Source organism: Corynebacterium sp. H113 (genome assembly GCF_037572315.1).
Taxonomy (GTDB): Bacteria; Actinomycetota; Actinomycetes; order Mycobacteriales; family Mycobacteriaceae; genus Corynebacterium.
The window spans coordinates 163,232-184,293 of record NZ_JBBHKZ010000002.1; the positions used below are offsets into that span (position 1 = coordinate 163,232).

The window sequence follows — 21,062 nt, forward strand, 5'->3', positions numbered from 1 at the left end:
GACGCTATGCTGCAGGTTTATGTGAATTTCGCTTATGCGCCATGCGGTAGGCGACCTTGGCGATCTCCTCGAACCACAGCACCAGCGAAGCCATGCCAATTGCCACACCCCAGTGCGCTGCATCCAGCGCTGCTGTGCCAAAGGCTACTTGCAGGAACGGCACATGGACGACGGCAATCTGCATGGCAATAGCCAACGAAATCGAACCCCATAGCCAACCGTTCGCGCCAAGATGGTGGAACGCCGACGCGTGAGCGCTTCGAGAATTTAATGCGTTGAACAGCTGGGCGAATACCAGTGTGGTGAACCCAGCTGTGCGGGCCACCTCGATGGAGTCAGTGCCGGCGATGAGCCCGCCGGGGAGGAAGATGTCGATAGTCAGCAGCGTCGCAAAGCCCATGACTAGGCCAATGAAAATGATGCGTTTCCACATATCAGCATCGATAATCGCTCGTTTGGGGTCGCGGGGAGCGCGGGTCATGATGTCGTCATCAATAGGGTCGACCCCCATTGCTAGAGCAGGGCCAGAGTCCGTGACCAGGTTGATCCACAGAATCTGAGTTGCCAAGAGCGGCAAAATGACATTCTCGCTGCCGGGTTCGCGTAAGCCGAACACTGCTGCGAGGGCTACACCAGCGAACACGGTAATGACTTCGCCCATATTCGAGCTGAGCAAATAGCGCAAAAACTTTCGGATATTGGAGAAGATGCCACGGCCCTGACGGACGGCAGAGACGATGGTCGCGTAGTTGTCGTCGGCCAGAATCATGGTGGCTGCTTCCTTAGACACCTCTGTGCCAGTGATGCCCATGGCGACACCGATATCAGCGCTCTTCAAGGCTGGCGCATCGTTGACGCCGTCGCCGGTCATTGACACGACGTGGCCGTGTGCTTGGAGCGCATCCACAATATTGAGCTTGTGCGCCGGTGCAACGCGCGCGTAGACATCCGTGGTGAGAACCGTCTCGTTGAATTCCTCGGCGCTCATCGCATCTAGCTCTTGCCCAGTCACTGCGACCGTGCGGTGGCCTTCCGAGAAAATGCCCAAATCCGACGCAATCCGCTGCGCAGTTACTGGGTGATCGCCGGTGATCATGATTGTGCGAATGCCCGCACCGTGCGCCTGCTCAATTGCTTTCGCTGCTTCAGTTCGTGGCGGATCGATAATGCCCACGACACCGAGAAAGACAAGTCCCTCCTCGGAGTACTCACTGTCAGCTGCGCTACGTGCCGTATCCGGCACTTGCTTCATCGCGACTCCGAGCGTGCGGTAGCCGTCCCTCGACAACTCTTCAACAGTTGCCTCCCACGCTTGACTACGCTCCTGTGTAAGCTCCGCCATCCCAGACGCGGAGAGTTCAGCGACACAACGGCGAAGCAACACATCGGGCGCGCCCTTGGCGTACATAGTTAGTGCGGGCTGGTCATTGCTGCTGGCATTGCTATTCCGAACAACGACGGACATCATCTTCCGATCCGACGTGAACGGATTCTCAGCAATACGTTCCACGTCAGCGACCGACTCCTGTGACAACTTTGGCCAAGCGACCAAGAACGCAGCTTCGGTCGGGTCGCCGACGATGTCGGGCTCGCCGGAATCGGATGTTGTCAAACTCGCATTGTTGGCGATGCATCCCGCAGCCAAGAGGGTTTGTGCTTCGGCAGCGGAGTCGTCGTTACGTGAAGTGCTGGAACCGGTCGGAGAGTAGCCAATACCGTCGAGAGTGGTGGTGCCGGATGCCGTCACAATGCTACGCAACGTCATTTCATTGCGCGTAAGCGTGCCAGTCTTGTCGGAGCAAATGACACTCGCGGCGCCGAGCGTTTCCACGGAATGCAAAGATTTCATGACTGCGTTACGACGAGCCAACGTCTGGACACCGATGGCCAAAACCAGGGACAAGATTGCCGGCAAACCTTCGGGAACCGCTGCTACAGCGAGTGAGACACCTAGTAACAAAATGTCCACAATGTCTTGTGCTGAGGTGATCTCGGTGATGAATGCGAGCGTTGCCATCACGACAACTGCAATGACAATGACCAGCACGCCCAGTAGCTTCGACACCTTCGCGATCTCGCGCTCCAGAGGTGACTCGTCCTGCTCGGTGCGATCGAGCATGTCCGCAATGGAACCCATCTCGGTGTTCATGCCCGTTTCCGTTACGACTGCAGTGCCGACACCCTGAAAAACGAATGTGCCTTTAAACACCATGTTGTGTCGATCACCAAGAGGCACCTCTTCGGTGATATCGCCGGGATCCTTCACTGACGGCACCGATTCGCCGGTCAATGATGCTTCCTGCACGGTTAGTGCTGATGCCGTGAGTAGGCGTGCATCTGCCCCCACGGTGTCGCCTTCGGACAGCAACAAAATATCGCCTGGGACCAATTGGGAAGAGGGGAGTTGTTGCTGAGCGCCGGCACGAAGCACCGTGCACGTTGCTTGCGTCATATCCGCCAATGCGGCTACTGCATCTGCTGCCTTTTGCTCCTGCGAGAAGCCAATCGCTGCGTTGGCCAGCAGGATTATGGCGATCACTGTCGCGTCGACGGGCCAACCCGAGCGGCCTTCGAACCACCACGCGGCCATCGAAATGAGCATCGCGACAATGAGCAAGTACACCAAAGGGTCATTGAACTGACGGAGAATTCGCTTCCACAGCGGATCGCTTTCCGACGAGCGCAGTTCATTTGGGCCGAACCGTTCAATGCGCTGCGCAGCTTCTGCTGACGTGAGCCCCGCTTTGGCATCAGTGTCGAATTCAGTAATGACTTGTGTGCTGGAGGCTCTGTAGCTGGTCATACTGCCATGGTAAGTCGATTCTGTTGCCCCCACATTCGACGAACTGGTGTTAGTCACAAGTCGATTACGCTGGTAGACTTCCATCGTCCAACAATGTCAACTATCAGTTTGCGGTGACGCCTCAACGAGGAGGTCGTCGACAAGCGAACTCAGGAGGATGCACGTGCAGTCAGGCGTACTGGCGGCCTTGCGTGATCCAGACCTGCGGAAGAAGATCATGTTCACTCTGTTCATGATCATTCTGTACCGCATCGGCGCGCAGATCCCCACTCCAGGTATCGATTACCAGACAGTGAGTGCTCGACTCGACCAGATCACTCAGGATCAGTCGAGTGTTTACTCGATGATTAACCTGTTCTCCGGCGGCGCGCTGTTGCAGATGGCCATCTTTGGCATCGGCATCATGCCGTACATTACTGCGTCGATCATTGTGCAGCTGCTGACAGTCGTGATCCCGCACTTCGAGCAGCTGAAAAAGGAAGGCCAGACCGGCCAGAACAAGATGACGCAGTACACGCGTTATTTGACGGTTGCGTTGGCACTTCTGCAGTCCTCAGGCATTGTGGCGATGGCTGACCGTGGCGCATTGCTCGGCGGTAATCAGTCGCTGTTGCTGGAAGGCTCCGGTGTCTTCGACATGGTCGTCATGGTCATTGTGCTGACCGCAGGTGCAGTTCTCGTGATGTGGATGGGCGAGCTCATCACGGATCGTGGCATCGGCAATGGCATGTCTCTGCTCATTTTCGCGGGTATTGCATCGAGTATGCCTGCCGAAGGTGCGGGAATTCTGCAGGGCTCTGGTGGCGTTGTATTCGGCACCGTCATGGCAGCAGTGTTCGTACTGATCGTTGGCGTTATCTTCATTGAGCAGGGTCAGCGTCGCATTCCAGTGCAGTACGCGAAGCGTATGGTCGGACGTCGCCAGTACGGTGGTTCCTCCACCTACTTGCCGCTGAAGGTTAACCAGCCTGGCGTTATTCCAGTGATTTTTGCGTCGTCGCTGATTTACGTACCAGTTCTGATCACCCAGATCGTGCAGTCTGGTCAGGACAACCCAAGCGGTGACAACTGGTGGCAGCGCAACGTAATTCAGTACCTGTTGGCTCCATCGAGCTGGCAGTACATCGTTCTCTTTTTTGCCATGATCGTGTTCTTCGCGTTCTTCTACACCTCGGTGCAGTACGACCCGAACGAGCAGGCTGACAATATGAAGAAGTACGGCGGATTTATTCCAGGTTTCCGTCCGGGACGTCCGACGGCAGAGTACCTTGGATATGTAATCACCCGTTTGCTGACGGTGGGCTCCATCTACTTGGGTCTCATCGCAGTTCTTCCAAACTTCATGCTGGATCTTGGTATCGGAGCTCAAGGCGGCGGTTCAAGTGGCGGTATGTTTGGTGGTACGGCTTTGCTGATTTTGGTCAGTGTTGCATTGACCACGGTGAAGCAGATTGAAAGCCAGATGATGCAACGCAACTACGAAGGGTTCTTGAAGTAATGCGACTCGTCCTCCTTGGTCCTCCAGGTGCCGGCAAAGGCACTCAGGCAGCTATTCTGTCCGAGAAGCTCGGTGTGCCTCACATCTCTACCGGCGACCTTTTCCGCGCCAACATTGGCGAAGGCACTCCATTGGGCATCGAAGCTAAGTCTTACATTGACGCTGGCAACCTTGTTCCTGATGATGTGACGGTTCGCATGGTTGAGTCCCGACTTGCTGAGGACGACGCGAAGGGTGGTTTCCTGCTGGATGGTTTCCCACGTACCGTGCCGCAGGCTGGCGAGTTGAAGCGCATTCTTGAGGACTTGGGCCTCGCATTGAACGGTGTCGTTCAGTTCGATGTCTCGGAGGACGTCGTTGTCGAGCGTATGCTCGCCCGCGGTCGTGCCGATGACACCGAGGAAGTAATCCGCAACCGCATGCAGGTCTACGCAACCGAGACTGCACCACTGCTGGACTACTACAAGGACAAGCTGGTCACCATCAAGGCAGAGGGCACCGTTGCGGACATCAACGAGCGCACGATGGCTGAACTTGAGAAGCTGAAGTAGTTTTAGTTTGCTGGCGTGGCCATGAGTCACGAACCCAAGGAGGATACGCACTGCGTATCCTCCTTTTGCTTTCGGAAAGTGGGTCATCTGAGCCGGACGGGAGTCCGCACACTGCACGACATCACTCTCATGCCGACAAGGAACTGTTGACATACATCTCGTGGGATTTCGCCGGGGAGTAGTGTTGACGGGCGTGATGAGATTCCGACGCAAGCGCGACATCGTGGCGCCTCGAACCGCCACCGAACTAGATGCAATGCAGGCAGCTGGTGAAATCGTGGGCCGTGCCCTATTGGCCTGTAAAGCAGCAGCAGTACCTGGTGCAACGACCCAAGATTTGAATGACGTTGCTCATGAGCTCATTACCAGTTCCGGCGCTGTGCCTTCGTTCCTTGGTTATGAAGGCTTCCCGGCATCGGTGTGCGCGTCCGTCAATGAAGTGATCGTTCATGGCATCCCGTCGAATAAGAAGGTTCTCCAAGAAGGTGACCTCGTGTCTATTGACTGTGGTGCCATTCTGGATGGCTGGCATGGAGATTCCGCCCTGACTTTCGGTGTTGGAAAGCTGGCGGCTGACGTCGAAAAGCTAAACCGTGCTACCTCCGATGTGCTCGATGCTGGTGTCGCGGCGATGGTGCCGGGTGCTCGGTTGACTGATATTTCATACGCTCTGGAGCAGGCAACGCGTGAGGCTGAGCTTCGATATGACATCGAACTCGGCATCGTTGATGGTTACGGCGGGCATGGCATCGGTCGCGAAATGCATATGGATCCATTTCTGCCTAACGAAGGCAAGAAGGGCAAGGGGCCGCACATCGTGGAGGGATCTGTGTTGGCTATTGAACCAATGCTCATCCTCGGTGGTGAATGGGGATCCGACGAGCTTGACGACGGCTGGACCGTCGTCAGTGCCGATCTCATGCCGTCGGCGCACTGGGAACATACGGTCGCTGCGACAGCAGCTGGTCCACGGATTTTGACACCGCGCCCGGAGTGACCCCTCGAAAAATCGCTTTTGGTGAATCTGCAGGTCGCGTGTATGCTTGACCGTTGGTGTAGGACAAGTGTCCCTGCATCAAGTAGTAGACATCATCCAACCGGCTGTTCACTACAGTGAAAATCAGCCGGGGAAACGTGGAGGACATGGCTAAAAAGGAAGGCGCAATCGAGGTTGAGGGTCGAGTAATCGAGCCTTTGCCAAACGCGATGTTCCGAGTTGAGCTGGACAACGGGCACAAGGTGCTCGCCCACATCAGTGGCAAAATGCGCCAGCACTACATTCGTATCCTCCCAGAGGATCGCGTTGTAGTAGAGCTCTCCCCATATGACCTCGAGCGTGGACGCATCGTCTACCGCTACAAGTAAGACATCTGACTCCTCTGTCCTAGCCGGGCGTGCGGTTTTCGCATGCCTGTGCAAGATTACCTCTGGCAACGGTGGCCAGAGCCTCGCTTATCAGACTCGCAAGTCCGGCTCCGACCGGATGCAAGCGAGATTTGCGGGGATGGCATGGGAGTAAACCACCGCACCAACCGGAAGGAAACTGCCGTATGGCACGCCTTGCTGGAGTCGACTTGCCACGCAACAAGCGCATGGTAGTCGCTCTCACCTACATTTACGGAATTGGCCCAGCCCGTTCCGCTGAGCTGCTGGAAAAGACTGGCATCTCCCCAGATCTGCGTACGGATGCTCTCACTGACGAGCAGGTATCCGCACTGCGTGACGTCATTGAAGCAACCTGGAAGGTCGAAGGTGACCTTCGCCGCGAGGTTCAGGCCGATATCCGTCGCAAGATTGAGATCGGCTGCTACCAGGGTCTGCGCCACCGCCGTGGCTTGCCAGTCCGTGGTCAGCGCACCAAGACCAACGCTCGTACTCGTAAGGGTCCGAAGAAGACGATCGCCGGGAAGAAGAAGTAAAACATGGCAGCTCCTAATGCACGCGGCCGCCGCACTGGCCGTCGCGTAGTTAAGAAGAACGTGGCTCAGGGCCACGCGTACATCAAGTCCACCTTCAACAACACCATTGTGTCCATCACGGACCCTAAGGGTGCTGTTATCTCGTGGGCATCCTCTGGTCACGTCGGCTTCAAGGGCTCCCGTAAGTCCACGCCGTTCGCTGCTCAGATGGCTGCCGAGAATGCTGCTCGCAAGGCTATGGAGCACGGCATGAAGAAGGTAGACGTTTTCGTTAAGGGTCCAGGCTCCGGCCGCGAGACCGCCATTCGCTCCCTCCAGGCCGCTGGTCTTGAGGTCAGCTCGATCTCCGACGTGACGCCACAGCCACACAATGGTTGCCGTCCGCCGAAGCGTCGTCGCGTCTAGGAACAGGGTAAGGAGAGAATACAATGGCCCGTTATACCGGTCCTGCAACCCGTAAGTCCCGTCGTCTCCGCGTCGACCTCGTCGGTGGAGACATGAACTTTGAGCGTCGCCCATACCCTCCGGGACAGGCTGGCCGCGCTCGCATCAAGGAGTCGGAGTACTTGCTCCAGCTCCAGGAAAAGCAGAAGGCACGTTTCACCTACGGCGTGATGGAAAAGCAGTTCCGTCGCTACTACGCCGAGGCTAACCGCCGCCCAGGTAAGACTGGTGACAACCTCATCATCCTGCTTGAGTCGCGTCTCGACAACGTTGTCTACCGCGCTGGTCTGGCACGCACCCGCCGCCAGGCACGTCAGCTGGTTTCTCACGGTCACTTCACCGTTAACGGTAAGAAGATCAACGTTCCGTCGTTCCAGGTGACCCAGTACGACATCATCGACGTGCGTGAGAAGTCGCGCAAGATGATTTGGTTCGAGGAAGCTCAGGAGAACCTGGTCGACGCTGTCGTTCCAGCTTGGCTGCAGGTTGTCCCAGAGACTCTGCGTATCCTCGTTCACCAGCTTCCAGAGCGCGCTCAGATCGACATTCCTATCCAGGAACAGCTGATCGTCGAGCTCTACTCGAAGTAAGATTTTCTGCATCCCCATTCCCAATTGGCGTCATATAGCGGTCGCCAGCAAAGGAAGATTCACCAACCATGCTTATCTCACAGCGTCCAAACCTTACCGAGGACTACATCGACTCCTCGCGTTCCCGGTTCGTCATTGAGCCACTGGAGCCAGGTCTTGGCTACACCCTCGGTAACTCGCTGCGTCGTACCCTGCTGAAGTCCATCCCGGGCGCAGCAGTTACGAGCATCCGTATCGATGGCGTTCTGCATGAGTTCACCACCATCCCAGGTGTGAAGGAAGATGTCTCCGACATCATCCTGAACATCAAGGGTCTGGTTCTGAGCTCGGACTTCGATGAGCCAGCAACGGTGTACCTGCGTCGCGAAGGCGGCGGAGCGATCACCGCAGCGGACATCGAGTGCCCAGCTGGTGTGGAGATCCACAACCCGGATCACCACATCGCAACGCTGAACGAAACTGGTCGTCTTGAGATTGAAATGGTTGTCGAGCGTGGCCGTGGCTACGTACCGGCACAGCCATCTTCCGGTGGCGAAATCGGTCGTATTCCACTGGACCAGATTTACTCTCCAGTTCTGAAGGTCAGCTACAAGGTTGAGGCAACTCGTATTGAGCAGCGCACCGACTTTGACAAGCTGATCATCGACGTGGAGACGAAGAACTCCATCACCGCCCGCGATGCCATGGCATCCGCAGGTAAGACTTTGGTGGAACTCTTCGGTCTGTGCCGCGAACTTAACGAAGCAGCTGAGGGTATCGAAATCGGACCGTCTCCTCGTGAGGCAGAAGATGTTGCAGCTTTTGCAACTCCGATTGAGGACCTCGACTTCTCCATGCGCTCCTACAACTGCTTGAAGCGCGAGGAGATCCACACTGTTGGTGAGCTCGCAACCCGCACCGAATCTGACCTGCTGGACATTCGCAACTTCGGCGACAAGTCCATCAATGAGGTCAAGGAGAAGTTGGCTGAGCTGGGTCTTTCCCTGAAGGACTCGCCAAACGACTTCGACCCAACTGCAACTGATGGCCTGATCTCGGACGACGCTCCAGCTGAGGAATGGACCGAGGATTCGGAAGTCAGCTACGACGAGTAATCGCTGTAACTTATGCGCTTGTGCTTGACGACGATCGTCGTAAGGCAAGAGCCGTTGACACGAGTGCACGCGACTTCATAAACACGAGGAGAAACCAATGCCTACCCCTAAGCAGGGTGCCCGTCTCGGCGGTTCCGCTTCGCACCAGAAGAAGATTCTGGCTAACTTGGCGAAGCAGCTGTTCGAGCACGGCAAGATCAAGACCACTGACACCAAGGCTAAGATGCTGCGTCCGTACGCAGAGAAGCTGATCACCAAGGCGAAGAGCGGCACGCTGGCTGACCGTCGTAACGCAGCTAAGCTGCTGAACGACAACTTCGCAGTTCAGAACCTGTTCGACAACATCGGACCAATGTTCGCGAACCGCGAGGGTGGCTACACCCGCATCATCAAGCTGGACAACCGTAAGGGCGACAACGCTCCTATGTCCATGATTGCTCTGGTCACCGAGGAGACTGTCACCACTGAGGCAACCCGCGCCACCCGCGCAGCTGCTTCGAAGAAGGCAGAAGCTGAGGCTGTTGCTGATGTCGATAAGGACAACACCAACACTGAGGCAGACCTCGAAGCTAAGGCTGATGACGAGGGCATGACCGTTCAGACCGATGAGGCAGAAGCTGAGGCTGCTGCTGATGTCGACAAGGACAACACCAACACTGAGGCAGACCTCGAGGCTAAGGCTGACGACGAGGGCATGACCGACCAGGCTGCTGAGGCAGAGGAGAAGTAATTCTCCTCGCTAGTTCGCTAGCTACCTGGCCATGCGCCACAGTGGAAGACCCGCTGCACCGATTGAGGTGTGGCGGGTTTTTGCTTTCGGAATTGCTGTTCAGTGACGTTGTAGGCAGGCCCTCCGTGGCATTGATGGCTGGCTTGTTGCTTACACTTACTCATGATGAATACCTCTGAACCTGCTGATGCTGCCTCGACTTCGTGTACACCGACATCGATTGATGCGACCGAAATAGAAGCTCCGGCATCACCGTTGGTGCGTCTACGACTCGACATTGCATACGACGGCACTGACTTTCATGGTTGGGCGGCGCAACCAAATGACTTGCGTACGGTGCAAGGTGTGCTGGAGAAGCAGCTCACCCTCATTTTTCAGTACCCGATTCAGCTGACTGTTGCTGGACGAACGGATGCTGGCGTTCACGCATTGGCGCAGGTCGCACACCTTGATGTTCCTGCAGATCGGTTGGACACTCGTTCTATTGCTAACAACCCTGCTCGGGTTGTGCGTCGGTTGGCGCGGTTGTTGCCGGAGGATGTCGTCGTCAAGCAGTGCAGTTATGCGCCTGCTGGATTCGATGCACGGTTTTCTGCTTTGCGACGGCACTACGTGTATCGCCTGACCACCGCTGATTGTGGTGCGTTGCCCACGCGAGCTCGGGATACAGCAACGTGGACGCGGAAAGTGGACCTCGCGACGATGCAGGAGTCGGCCGATGTGCTCGTTGGGTTGAATGATTTTGCGGCGTTTTGCCGACCGCGCCCCAATGCGACGACGATTCGAGATCTGCAGGCGTTTACGTGGCACGATGTGTCGACTCCCGACGAGCCTCAACTCTATGAGGCGCGGGTGACAGCCGATGCTTTTTGTTGGTCGATGGTGCGTTCCCTGGTTGGGGCGTGTCTTGCTGCAGGGGAGGGGCGTCGCGAAAAGGGCTTCACCAAGGGGTTGTTGTCGGAGACGAAACGCTCATCACTTGTCCCGGTGGCGCCGGCGAAAGGTCTAGCGCTGGTAGGCGTTGACTACCCAGAGGACGGTGCGTTGGCGGACCGTGCCGAGCAAACTCGTGGAGTGCGGGAGCTGTGATGGATGCGGTTTCGCGTTGTAGAAACTCATAGTCAGCTAGGTGTGGAGTAGCCAGTCAGTCCGTTACACCGCATAAAATCAAAATGTTTGGTCAGCGCCCAGTCGGGGCGCTGATGTCTTTAGGGAGGCGAATCACACATGGTTCTGTCTGTCGTAGTGCTCATTGCATTGCTGATGGTCCCTGGAATTCTCATCGGTATCGCGTCCGGTGTGCGAACTGGCTGGGCAATTGCAGCTGCGCCAGCAGTGACATTTGCAGTTGCTGGTCTTGCGGGCTGGGTACTGGGCATGGTGAACATCCGGTTCAGCGTGGCGACGGCGCTGTTGTCGTGGCTTGTCGTCCTGGCGCTGGCAGCATTGTGGCGTTTCGTCATTCGCGCTGGTTCAGACACGAAGGCGCGGATCCGTGGTCATCAGCCGTTGTCGAAGCAGCGGATGCACAATGCCTTGGTGGCAGCTCCGGCAATCGTCGGTGTCGTGATCGGAGTGACGGCCATGCTGGTCATTTCTCTCCGTCAGCTGGCTGCAGTGCGTTATGGCATTCAGAGCATTCCGGTGTCATGGGATGTCCATTGGCATGCGTCTGTGATCCGTTCGATTCTTGACGACGGAATGGCATCTTCCACCCGCATGGGCGAAATCCAGAATGTCGAGACGCATGCAGAAACGTACTACCCAGCCGCGTGGCACGCGGTAGGCGCACTGTTTGCGACTCTGTCTGGCAACACCGTTGTGGCGACGACAAACTATATGGGCCTTGTGGTGCCAGCTGTGGTGACTCCTCTGTCGGCCGCAGCTATTGCTTGGCGCATGGTGGATCGTGCAAGTTGGACGGCATCGATTGGTGCCGGCTTGGCTGCTATCTCGACTATTGCACTTCCGGTGTTGATGCCGATTAGCGTCTTTGTTGGCGCATGGCCGTATCAGGTCGCGATTGCTCTCGTCGGTGTGACGTTCGCGGTACTCACTTCAGTGGGGGCTCAGCCACGTCGCATCTTCATCGCTGTGCTGGCATTCGTCGGCATTGGGCAGCTGCACCCATCAGCGGTGCCAACGGTTGCTGTCATTACCTTCGTCTGGTGGATCGCCTACAAGATTTGGTCACCATCGCGTCCACCATCGGGAACAGTACGTGGTCCGGTCGTTCTCCGAATTCGCGAAATTGGGCTTATCCTCGCTGTTGCTATTCCCGCAGCCGCGTTGCTGCTTCCACAGTGGATGAGCGGAGGTTCCCAGGAAGATTCGATCCGCGCCTTTTCTGCGCAGGTCAAGGTCGACCGCATGGAAGCGTGGAGCCGTGCAGTCACCATGATGACTCGTCATGCCCACGATTTCGGCATCGTTGTTCCTATTCTTGTGACCGGCATTGTCGGTTTGCTCATCCTCGCCGTGTTTTACCGGCGCTGGTGGCCAGTATTAGCGTGGGGCTTGGCAGTACTGTTCACAACGCACGGTTTGAAGCACTTCGACGGCCTCTTCGGGGATGTGCTGTCGGCATATATCCAACTTCACTATGCAACGCCACACCGACTTATCCAAACCACCGCATTGCTTCTTTGTGCAGGGTTGGGCGCGGGTACGGCTATTGCCATTACCTGGATTTCCCGTGCCATTGCGGGCAAGGATGCCGCGGTTGTGTCGGTGGGCTTGGCGACGATCGTCGCAACGCTTCTTGCGCCATATTCGATCATGCGAGTTGATGAAGCAGCTCGATGGGCGTACACCGCGCCACGCGACAACCACATCGTGTCGAAGTATGACCGGAAGGCGTTCGCGTGGTTGGCAAAGCAGCCAGAGGTGGCCGGTACCCGGGTGTTTACTCATCCGAGTGAAGGTTCGGCGTGGATGTACCCGGCCAACGAGATTCAGACGGTGTTCCATCATTACGATTGGCCAGTTGCGAATAAGCACACTGACACGTCGATGGTGTATTGGCACATGAACTTGTTGGGTGTGGGTGCGCCGGGCGACCCAGAAGGTGAAAATGATGTCGATAGGGCAGTGGAAGCGTTGGACGTTTCCTTCTTCTATTCGTCGCCACCGAACTATTGGCGTTATCAGAAGAGGCACACCATCATGGCAGATGGATTGTGGTGGACACCTGGCGTGACGCCGGTATACCGAGATCATGAAGTCACCATCTATGCGGTGAACAGCCGAGTTTCAGATGACGCTATTGACCGCATGCGTAAAGAATCTCCTGAACATCTTCCTGCGTCAGCCACTAGGACTGAGACTGGCGAACGTATAAGGTAAGTGACCATGCGCCGTTCTATTGTTATTTCCGTATTGACCGCAACTACGTTGCTTCTGGCTGGTTGCCAGGATGAAGGTGGCTCGTCTGTAGCTCCAGAATCGCCAACGGCTGGTACGTCGAACAGCAAGGATGCAGCGGACAAGAATGACAATAAGAGCACGGAGGGTTCAGAGGCTGCCAAGAGCGAGTCAGCTTCCGAATCTGCAACCGCTGAAGAAACCAGTGAAAAGGAAAAGGTTGAGATCGCCGCTGATGGTGTGCGCATCGTCGACCCAGCTGGTTTTACCCCTCCAGGTCCTGGAGGCGAGAACTCGCGCATCTTCGTTTTGCAGGATGGTGTGACCGAGTGCTTCATGAACGATGTTTCGGGTGATTCGTACATGACCTGCCGTACCAACATGGTGAACCCACCAATGGTGCAGGATTACTACGGTACTGAGATTCCTGCTAACGCCGTGTCGTGGAACCCTTCTGGCGTGACCTACGAGACCATGCAGTTCCCAGCTGAGTACCCTTCGAAGACCTTAGCGCCGGGTGAGCGCTTGGAGTCCTTCGGGTTCAGCTGCACCGCATCCGGTCCTGCGACGGTGGCATGCTCAGGCCCAACGGGGTCGGCAACCATCGACAACGGCAACGTGAGCGGCGCGAAGGTCCCACCGAAGAAGGAAAAGACTGAGGCACCAGCACCTGCTCCGGAAAACCAGGGGCCAGCGCTCCCAGAGATGCGGTTGCCAAAACCAGAGGATATTTTCAACGGACTTCCAGGACAGAACTAATGACGAGAACTATTAGCGGGAAACTATGATCGGCGATTCATAGCGAAGAGAAAAGGGCGCACCCGATGGGGTGCGCCCTTTTCTCGTGTTCGTGAACAGCTAGGAGTTGCTAGAAGTTGCAGTTGTCTCGGCTTCTCTACTGTTCACCTTTACTGTTGCTCAGTTGGGAACCGATTTCTGCTGGATTGGCTGGAGTGGAGTCCTGGTCAGCCTGGTTGTCATCTGGGATGTGGTGAATCGGACCGATCGGTTCCGGTGATGGCTGGTGCTCCATTTCTTCCCACTTCTCGGCGGTTTCTGCAGGTTCCCACTGCCGCGTGACAACGGGAGTTCGGGTACCGAGGTCGTTCTTCAATGCGACCAGCAAACTGAACATCATGATGAATCCCATGATGAAGAACGGTAGACCGATGACGATAATGATCTGCTGAAGCGCAGACAGGCCACCTTCACCAGTTGCTGCGAGTAGTACTGCAGCGACGGCACCCATGAGAACTGACCAGATGACCTTTTGATGTGTCGGCGCCAGTGCAGGTTCTTTGCCGGATGCAATCATGTCAGTCACCATTGCTGCGGAGTCAACAGAAGTGGTGAAGAAAATGACAACAATGAAGATCGCCATTCCGGACATAAACGTTGCAGCAGGGTAGTGCGAGAGGAACGCAAACAGCGCACCTGGGATATTCCCCTCGTCGACGACCGTCTTTACTAACTCTCCCGAATTGTTCTGAATATTGAACGCAGAGGTTCCGAAAGCTCCGAACCAGATCAGCGAGAACAAGACGGGGAGTCCCAAAACACCGACAACAAACTGGCGGATTGTTCGGCCTCGACTAATGCGGGCAATGAAGATTCCGACAAACGGTGACCAAGTAATCGTCCATGCCCAGTAAAAGACTGTCCAGGTGTTCTGCCACGTTTCATTATCCGCAGAATTCGGGACCGTGTTATTCCAGAACGCGAGTTCTGGGAGGAAGCTAAGGTAGGTGCCAATCGATTCGATTGTGCCCTTCATGATGAGCACTGTTGGACCAGCGATGATGACGAATATCAGCAGGGCAATCGAGATCCAAATATTGAAATTGGACAGCATCTTGATGCCCCGGTCGAGGCCTCGAGCTACCGAAATACAGGCAACCGCCGTGACAACTGCGATGATGATCACTTGGACCGTCGGTGAAAATTCAAGGCCGAAAAGAGTGCTGAGGCCAGCATTAATCTGTAGTGTGCCTAAGCCGACGGAGGTGGCGACACCGAAAATGGTTCCGATCAAGGCAATGACATCAATGGTCTTGCCAACAGGACCGTATACGTGAGAGCCAAGGAGCGGAGAAAAGATGGAACTCACTCGCGGAGGCATCTTGCGCTTGTAGATGAAGTAAGCGAAGCACAGCGCGGGAAGCGCGAAGATCGTCCACGTGTGTAAGCCGAAGTGATAATGCGTAATGGCTATTGCCTGCTGGGCTGCTTCATTAGATTGCGGCTCAACATCTCCCATTGGAGGGTTGGCGAAGTGCGAAATTGGCTCAGCTACGCCCCAAAACATGAGAATCGTGCCAATGCCAGCAGCAAAGAGCATCGCGAACCATACCGGGGTTGAGTACTCGGGTTCTTCATCATCCGATCCCAAACGAACATGGCCGTACCTGCTCATAGATACGAAGATAAGAAAGACCAAGAATACGGTGACACCGAGGATGTAGAACCATCCAAGATTAGTTAGCAACCAGTCAGTCGCGGCACCGAAAACACTGGCGACCCAGTCTCCGGCAACAATCGTGAGTACCACGAAAGCAAAGACAGCTATAACGGTGGAAAAATAGACTGGCGGGTCAGTTTTCAGACGTAAGCTACGAGCTAGCGAAGTAAGCATAGTGTTTCCCCACAAATGTCGATAACATAGGCCTCCATTCAGCGTATGCACGGAAAACTCTCAGGTTCAACCGCTGGTGAAGTTCGTTCATACGATTTAGGAACGTGATTCACCGAACTAGCTGTGGCGTTATGGGCTCATAACATTTCGGAAATATTTTAAGTAGCTGATTTGCTATCGAAGACTAGGGGACAAGATTGGTCGGATAGTTTCCACCACTTCGGTGCCTCTGAGCGGACACCGAAGTGTCCACACATGGTCCCCGAGATGCAACCATGTGACAGGGCGGAACTGCAAGGGAATGGCTGAAGCATTGGTCAGCGGATCGTCGCGAAGCACAGCGAGAATGGCGGGCTGCGTGGCGAATCCATCGCTGACTGGCGGTGAGGAAAAAGAACGGGACGATGAAAAGGCCGTGTCTTCGTCAATGAGTGGACCGTCGACGATGATGGCATCGAACTCAGTTTCCGAATGGCGCGCAACCGGCTGAACGCCCAGCCGGATGAGCTCGGCAAAATGGTGCGGACGATGCGTGCGGATGCCAATGTGTAACCCGCTGAGAAGCGCGGGAGCCATCAAATCACAGAGAGATTGGTGGCCACCACTGATAATCATTCGAGGCGTACCGACGAGTGATAGTTGTACGGGCTTGCCGTACTGGTTGATCCCTAGGAGCTGTGGGGCAGGGCCTGGAATTGGCGCATCCGTGAACGGTTCAAGCCAGTCGTAGTTTCGAGGTACGAACAAGGCATCAACCTCGTTAGACAATCGCCGCTGGTACGTGGCAGCCGGTGCTACCTGGGATTCGGCTTCTAGTTCATCGTCTGTCAGCAACCGAGCGGTGATTCCAAGGAGCGCACACCGGTGACGAATGAATTGTTGCAATGTCAGTCGGTCAGTGTCCGTGCAATCCGCCACTATGTGCAAAGAAAGAATCCGCGGTGGTGACAGTCCGAATCGATGCGCAAGTTCTCGGTAGCTGTCGCCAGACGAACCCACCTCGCCCAGCGGTTGAAACCTCACCAGACTCAGCGACGTAATTGGAATCGGGCAGTCCGACACCAGCGCTTCAATGTCACGTGCTGTCAGCGTCGGCGGACTATTGGCCTCATCTTTCGTTGACATCAAACGAAAACCGCAGATAGGCGGATCGTGACGGACACGCCAACGATCGCGAAAAGACTCTCCTCTGACAGGAAAATGCATGACGACGACTGTCGCCACAGCGACAACGAACATCGCGATAAGGATGATCCCCGAGACTTGCACTGTGATTCCTACCCCCCAGTAGAACCCAAATTGCTGTCAACAGGCAGAGTACTGGGCAATGCCATAGGCTGCTCGGTGATTCGTTTTTGCTAGGCAACATATTGGGGGATATGTCGAGCCATGCCACGGACACCAACTACTCCTGCTCAGGTGAGTGGGCATCGATTCTTAGTCCGCAGATTAGAACACGCACTTGTTCGCGCCGACGCACGTATGCTGCACGACCCGCTTAGAACCCGAGGCAGAGCAATGGCAGTGGGGATCGTTTTAGTCGTGCTTCTGATCGCTGGAACTACAGTGCTCGAACTGGTTCGGCCGCGTGGTGTTGCGTCTGCACATGCTGATCTTCTCATTGTTGCTGAGTCCGGCGCACTGCACGTGCGCATCAACGATGCGCTCCATCCAGTGTCGAACCTCGCCTCAGCTCGGCTGATCCTTGGCAGTGCGAAGGTGCCACAACGAGTTCGTGAAGAAGTATTGGCTGAGCAACAAGTTGGACACCCGGTAGGGATTCCTCATGCGCCAACAATCACCCACGAGATTCCTGCTGCAGCGCCAGTTGCGTGGGGAGTCTGCGACTATGCCGAATCCGACCTACACAAACCCGTCACCGTTCGCTCAACCATTGCTCGCTCCGGCGCAGTGCCAAACTCTGCACCCGTATCTGCACTCGTTCATGACGGAGAACACTCATGGCTGCTGCACAACGGAACACGCGCACTCATCGACCCAACAGACCCGGTGCTCTCTCGTGCTCTCGGCTTGACGACGACCACACTCCGACCAGTTAATCCCCAGCTCTTGGCGGTGGTGCCGGAAGTGGAAGCCGTCGTCAAGCCGGAGATAGCCCGAATGGGATATCCGAGTGGGTTTCCGGCACCGTTTGAGACGGTGGGGAAGGTAGTAGAAGTCGGGTCGAGGTTTGTGGCCGTCATGGAAGACGGGGCGGTTGATGTGCCACCAGTAACGGCGCGAGTGCTCGCAGCCTACGGTGGGTTAGCGGAAGGTACAGAACCGGAGTTGGCGAGCATTCCGGTGGGAACGGCGGCTGACTTTGGGTCGTTGCCAGCGGAAATGCCGAGGTGGGCAGCGGCTGAAGGATGGCTTTGTGCTGATTCCTTTGGCGAGGAAACGGTGGTGACGGTTATAGCTGCCGACGTAGCGACGGCAGTGCATGAGTATCCGTGGGCTGATGGGGAAGGAAGCGGGATTGATGGGTATCTTGCGGGGCACTCCGGCACGGTTGCCGTTGATGTGGGTAGCTCGGTGCAGCTGATTTCAGAAGCCGGTATGCGATTTGGGGTCGAGGACCGCCAAGCTGTGGACGCGCTTGGATACTCCGAACCTGCTCCAGTAGTAGTTCCGTGGCGCGTTGTGTCGGTGCTGCCCGCAGGCCCGGAATTAACGCGACAGGCAGCCCTACTCGCTGTGGCGACTACCGAATCGCCAGAAGCCGCTACCGACAACTAGCACGAAGAGAACTGCGGTGATCGTGGCCAAACGGTGAGTAGGGTGTGCATCAGCCGCAGGTTCAGGTCGTGGAGCAGTGACAGCGACTCCGTTAATGACGTCAGGAGGAGAGCCTTGGTGGTATTCCGCAAGACGATGATTGCCCCATGTCACTGCAGCCAGCGGATTGACAACGCCAGTACCAATGCCATGTGAACTCACGACGGGATTCGCGGTGGCAGTGATCGCCTCACGGAGTTGGGCTGGTGTGAACTCGGGGTTCTTTTCCTTGACGAGCGCGGCCGTGGCCGTGACCACCGGCGCGGCAAAACTTGTACCGACAATACGACTGCCCTCATCGCCAGTGACGTGCAAGTCGATGAGGCCGTCATCGGATGGTGACAGGCTAAGCACGGGGCCACCAGGAGCAGCAATGTCGATCCAATCGCCAGTCAGCGCATAGCGTGCCGATTCATGGTCACTTTCAAGCTCAACTGACGTGACGGCAAGAACTGTGTCAAACACTGCAGGCCAAGAAACAGCATCGTCAGTGCACGTTTCGGAGGTATTTCCAGCAGCAGCTACAACGAGAACACCAGATTCCTCTGCGCGACGAACTGCATGGGAAATACTCGCAGCACCGGTCGGTTCCACTCCGAGTGGCGCACAGGACGCGAGAGAAACGTTGATCATGTCCACGCCGTGATCAATCGCAGAGTTTATTGCAATTGCTAGGGAATCGAGGTCACCGTACTCAGCGTTGGTTTGTCGGAAAGACGTGATGGTGGAGTTGGGCGCGATGCCAGCGAAAGTATCGGAACCTGGAGTTCCCGCAATGATCCCAGCTACGAGAGTGCCGTGCGCATCGCAATCAAAGTGCGCCCCCGCTCCATCGGTGAAATCACCACCGTCGAAAAGCCGAGGCAATCGTGGGTGCTGAGCCACTCCGGTATCGATGACCGCAATGTTGACACCATGCCCGGTCGCGATATCCCATACCTGCCGGAACTGAGTATGAGATTCAACAGCTGTTGTTTGCTGCGTAGCTTCGATGCTGGATAGTGCAGTTACTTGGCAATGTTCCGCCAGCTGGGGAGAAATCAACGAAGTTGTCTCGGGTTGAGCTGTGGCTGTTGCGGTGGTCATGTCTATCCAGCCACAGATGGCGGTTGCACTGAGCAAGATGCGCACTGTAGTTGTCATCATCGGCTTGTTCACGACATCATTTCCTGGATCATCGCAGGAACACCTGCCGTTGCTGCCAGGAGTGGGAATACCATGGCGATCGCGAGGGCCTCCATTATCTCCAGGACTCGTCGTGTTGTTGGGCTGATCGACACATCCGGGATTGCGACCAACACACTTGCACCCAACAGCGGAATCACACACATCACGGAGAAGATCCACTCACCGGCTAACCATTGAGAAAGAGCTACCAGTAGCAATAAGGCACCACTCCCGATGCCCAAGCTTGCCGATGACACAGCCCGAGCATGACTGCGTGACTGAATGAACAAGACCCCTGCGAGCATGACCACTGCGATGAGCGCCCATGGGTGGGCAGACGTGCCAAGGGACGTTTGTCCGTCGCCAAGTAGGAGCACTGCGGTGGACAGTACGGAGACGAGCGTGACGCCGCTAAGGAAGCCGTCGAGAAGAGAACCTGCGCGGGCGGAGAGAACCGCAGGTGTTGTGTGATGTTCGGCCGCGTGACTGTTCGTTGGCTCTCGGAAAGGCTCGCCTGCTGATGGAATGTTTGGAACCCGGATACCTGCGGCCAGAATAGCGAGGCTCGGGGCGAACAGAACAAGCAGCAATGTAAGTAAGACAGTGGTTGCGGCAACAGTGGTGTGTGAAGCGAAACTAGCAAGGAGAAGTGCGTATCCCGCGAGACCCATTGCGCATGCGATGCCGAATGCTCCGCTGAACGTGCTGACCATGTGAAACTCGCGCGTGGCAGGGCGCAACACGATCATCCCAAGCGACGTTGCTCCTACAGCCATCGCGATTCCACATAGGCTGCGCCAGTCGCTGAAAGAACTAGGAATGGAGCCTGTCGATAGTGGAACTCCCGAGGCGACGAAGCCACACAGAATGGCCGCGGCAAAAGTTTGACAGGCAAGCAGCGTCAGCATTGCCGGGCTGGTGCTTCTGCGTAGCACGATCCGCAGTCCTCCGATCGCGACGAGAAGAAGCGCGGCTGCTACAGCAAGTGAGAGCCACTGCGAAGAGGTAGCCACGTGCGCAACTGCCCACATCACCGGAACTGTTGTAATTGCTGCGGTGGTTGCTCCGATGGTGCGATCAGCAAGGCCGATACCCGGCGCATCTTGTGACAAGGTGTCCGCAATATCAGTAATCATTGGCCGGGGAGCGGGCCCTGGATTGTCAATAATGGTGAGTCTGTCACCCTGTCTTACTCCAGCATCAATGAGAGAAAGTTCGGGTTGTGCAGTCGAACCGTCGGGCAACTGTAATCGCCACGACGGCACCCGTTCATCAAGTGTTGACCCAGGCGATGGGATCTCCCAGGAATCCGCGTCGCCGTGACTGATAGTGAGTGCTTCTGCGAAGACGTCGACAAGTTCAGGCAGTAGCTCCGCCACAGTGCAATGTGGCGACAGCAGCATATCGGCGCGTGAAAATGCGGTCGATGAATCCCCGAAATCGACGCGCACGCGCAAAGAATCGTGAAACACGGTGTAGAAATCCCCCCGATT

At 56.2% G+C, this 21,062-nt stretch carries 18 protein-coding genes; 13 read left to right on the forward strand and 5 right to left on the reverse strand.

Annotated elements, in window-relative coordinates:
• Positions 1 to 4: 4 nt before the first annotated feature.
• Positions 5 to 2,803: a cation-translocating P-type ATPase gene (locus WG938_RS02045; RefSeq protein ID WP_339977037.1), complete on the reverse strand. Its 2,799-nt coding sequence runs from the start codon at positions 2,801 to 2,803 to the stop codon at positions 5 to 7.
• A gap of 157 nt (positions 2,804 to 2,960) precedes the next feature.
• Here WG938_RS02045 and secY point away from each other — a divergent pair, with 157 nt between their 5' ends.
• From secY to WG938_RS02105, 12 genes are all read left to right on the forward strand, one after another.
• Positions 2,961 to 4,301 carry a preprotein translocase subunit SecY gene (gene secY / locus WG938_RS02050; RefSeq protein WP_339977039.1) on the forward strand — a complete coding sequence of 447 codons (1,341 nt, stop codon included), beginning with the start codon at positions 2,961 to 2,963 and terminating at the stop codon, positions 4,299 to 4,301.
• The gene (locus WG938_RS02055) at positions 4,301 to 4,852 is read left to right on the forward strand and encodes an adenylate kinase (protein WP_339977041.1); all 552 of its coding nucleotides are present in this window, start codon (positions 4,301 to 4,303) and stop codon (positions 4,850 to 4,852) included. Before secY ends, WG938_RS02055 begins: the two co-directional genes overlap by 1 nt.
• Before the next feature lie 196 nt (positions 4,853 to 5,048).
• Positions 5,049 to 5,849 carry a type I methionyl aminopeptidase gene (gene map / locus WG938_RS02060; protein ID WP_339978732.1) on the forward strand — a complete coding sequence of 267 codons (801 nt, stop codon included), beginning with the start codon at positions 5,049 to 5,051 and terminating at the stop codon, positions 5,847 to 5,849.
• A gap of 146 nt (positions 5,850 to 5,995) precedes the next feature.
• The gene (gene infA / locus WG938_RS02065) at positions 5,996 to 6,217 is read left to right on the forward strand and encodes a translation initiation factor IF-1 (RefSeq protein WP_303144057.1); all 222 of its coding nucleotides are present in this window, start codon (positions 5,996 to 5,998) and stop codon (positions 6,215 to 6,217) included.
• 185 nt (positions 6,218 to 6,402) lie between these two features.
• A complete protein-coding gene (rpsM, locus tag WG938_RS02070) occupies positions 6,403 to 6,771 on the forward strand; it encodes a 30S ribosomal protein S13 (protein ID WP_339977045.1) in 369 nt (122 codons plus the stop codon).
• A gap of 3 nt (positions 6,772 to 6,774) precedes the next feature.
• Entirely contained in the window at positions 6,775 to 7,176 is a 402-nt protein-coding gene (gene rpsK / locus WG938_RS02075; RefSeq protein ID WP_339977047.1) for a 30S ribosomal protein S11, read from the forward strand.
• A 23-nt stretch (positions 7,177 to 7,199) separates the two neighbouring features.
• On the forward strand, positions 7,200 to 7,805 hold the full coding sequence (gene rpsD / locus WG938_RS02080; protein ID WP_339977049.1) for a 30S ribosomal protein S4: 606 nt from the start codon (positions 7,200 to 7,202) through the stop codon (positions 7,803 to 7,805).
• 68 nt (positions 7,806 to 7,873) lie between these two features.
• On the forward strand, positions 7,874 to 8,899 hold the full coding sequence (locus tag WG938_RS02085; protein WP_339977051.1) for a DNA-directed RNA polymerase subunit alpha: 1,026 nt from the start codon (positions 7,874 to 7,876) through the stop codon (positions 8,897 to 8,899).
• 97 nt (positions 8,900 to 8,996) lie between these two features.
• Complete coding sequence (rplQ, locus tag WG938_RS02090) at positions 8,997 to 9,629, forward strand: 50S ribosomal protein L17 (RefSeq protein ID WP_339977053.1); 633 nt, start codon at positions 8,997 to 8,999, stop codon at positions 9,627 to 9,629.
• 165 nt (positions 9,630 to 9,794) lie between these two features.
• Positions 9,795 to 10,718, forward strand: coding sequence for a tRNA pseudouridine(38-40) synthase TruA (gene truA, locus WG938_RS02095; protein ID WP_339977055.1), 924 nt, complete (start codon positions 9,795 to 9,797; stop codon positions 10,716 to 10,718).
• Between the two features lie 138 nt (positions 10,719 to 10,856).
• Positions 10,857 to 12,974: a DUF6541 family protein gene (locus WG938_RS02100; protein WP_339977057.1), complete on the forward strand. Its 2,118-nt coding sequence runs from the start codon at positions 10,857 to 10,859 to the stop codon at positions 12,972 to 12,974.
• A gap of 6 nt (positions 12,975 to 12,980) precedes the next feature.
• Positions 12,981 to 13,751 carry a hypothetical protein gene (locus tag WG938_RS02105; protein ID WP_339977059.1) on the forward strand — a complete coding sequence of 257 codons (771 nt, stop codon included), beginning with the start codon at positions 12,981 to 12,983 and terminating at the stop codon, positions 13,749 to 13,751.
• A gap of 136 nt (positions 13,752 to 13,887) precedes the next feature.
• Here the strand turns inward: WG938_RS02105 and WG938_RS02110 are convergent, their stop codons facing one another.
• Together WG938_RS02110 and WG938_RS02115 are read right to left on the reverse strand one after the other, a co-directional pair.
• The gene (locus tag WG938_RS02110) at positions 13,888 to 15,624 is read right to left on the reverse strand and encodes a BCCT family transporter (RefSeq protein WP_339977061.1); all 1,737 of its coding nucleotides are present in this window, start codon (positions 15,622 to 15,624) and stop codon (positions 13,888 to 13,890) included.
• Between the two features lie 174 nt (positions 15,625 to 15,798).
• Positions 15,799 to 16,893 (reverse strand): hypothetical protein, encoded by a 1,095-nt coding sequence (locus WG938_RS02115; RefSeq protein WP_339977063.1) that lies wholly within the window; start codon positions 16,891 to 16,893, stop codon positions 15,799 to 15,801.
• A 120-nt stretch (positions 16,894 to 17,013) separates the two neighbouring features.
• Between WG938_RS02115 and eccB the strand changes: the two genes are divergently transcribed.
• Complete coding sequence (gene eccB / locus WG938_RS02120) at positions 17,014 to 18,363, forward strand: type VII secretion protein EccB (RefSeq protein WP_339977065.1); 1,350 nt, start codon at positions 17,014 to 17,016, stop codon at positions 18,361 to 18,363.
• Here eccB and mycP read toward each other — a convergent pair.
• Both mycP and eccD read right to left on the reverse strand, forming a co-directional pair.
• Positions 18,313 to 19,560 carry a type VII secretion-associated serine protease mycosin gene (gene mycP / locus WG938_RS02125; protein WP_339977067.1) on the reverse strand — a complete coding sequence of 416 codons (1,248 nt, stop codon included), beginning with the start codon at positions 19,558 to 19,560 and terminating at the stop codon, positions 18,313 to 18,315. The genes eccB and mycP overlap by 51 nt on opposite strands.
• Positions 19,557 to 21,041, reverse strand: coding sequence for a type VII secretion integral membrane protein EccD (eccD, locus tag WG938_RS02130; RefSeq protein ID WP_339977069.1), 1,485 nt, complete (start codon positions 21,039 to 21,041; stop codon positions 19,557 to 19,559). Before eccD ends, mycP begins: the two co-directional genes overlap by 4 nt.
• Positions 21,042 to 21,062 lie beyond the last annotated feature (21 nt).

Bases quoted from the DNA above. Each gene is read 5' to 3' on its own strand.
- WG938_RS02045 (WP_339977037.1), bottom strand. From the start codon at position 2,803: ATGACCAGCTACAGAGCCTCCAGCACACAAGTCATTACTGAATTCGAC.
- secY (WP_339977039.1), top strand. From the start codon at position 2,961: ATGCACGTGCAGTCAGGCGTACTGGCGGCCTTGCGTGATCCAGACCTG.
- WG938_RS02055 (WP_339977041.1), top strand. From the start codon at position 4,301: ATGCGACTCGTCCTCCTTGGTCCTCCAGGTGCCGGCAAAGGCACTCAG.
- map (WP_339978732.1), top strand. From the start codon at position 5,049: ATGAGATTCCGACGCAAGCGCGACATCGTGGCGCCTCGAACCGCCACC.
- infA (WP_303144057.1), top strand. From the start codon at position 5,996: ATGGCTAAAAAGGAAGGCGCAATCGAGGTTGAGGGTCGAGTAATCGAG.
- rpsM (WP_339977045.1), top strand. From the start codon at position 6,403: ATGGCACGCCTTGCTGGAGTCGACTTGCCACGCAACAAGCGCATGGTA.
- rpsK (WP_339977047.1), top strand. From the start codon at position 6,775: ATGGCAGCTCCTAATGCACGCGGCCGCCGCACTGGCCGTCGCGTAGTT.
- rpsD (WP_339977049.1), top strand. From the start codon at position 7,200: ATGGCCCGTTATACCGGTCCTGCAACCCGTAAGTCCCGTCGTCTCCGC.
- WG938_RS02085 (WP_339977051.1), top strand. From the start codon at position 7,874: ATGCTTATCTCACAGCGTCCAAACCTTACCGAGGACTACATCGACTCC.
- rplQ (WP_339977053.1), top strand. From the start codon at position 8,997: ATGCCTACCCCTAAGCAGGGTGCCCGTCTCGGCGGTTCCGCTTCGCAC.
- truA (WP_339977055.1), top strand. From the start codon at position 9,795: ATGAATACCTCTGAACCTGCTGATGCTGCCTCGACTTCGTGTACACCG.
- WG938_RS02100 (WP_339977057.1), top strand. From the start codon at position 10,857: ATGGTTCTGTCTGTCGTAGTGCTCATTGCATTGCTGATGGTCCCTGGA.
- WG938_RS02105 (WP_339977059.1), top strand. From the start codon at position 12,981: ATGCGCCGTTCTATTGTTATTTCCGTATTGACCGCAACTACGTTGCTT.
- WG938_RS02110 (WP_339977061.1), bottom strand. From the start codon at position 15,624: ATGCTTACTTCGCTAGCTCGTAGCTTACGTCTGAAAACTGACCCGCCA.
- eccB (WP_339977065.1), top strand. From the start codon at position 17,014: ATGCCACGGACACCAACTACTCCTGCTCAGGTGAGTGGGCATCGATTC.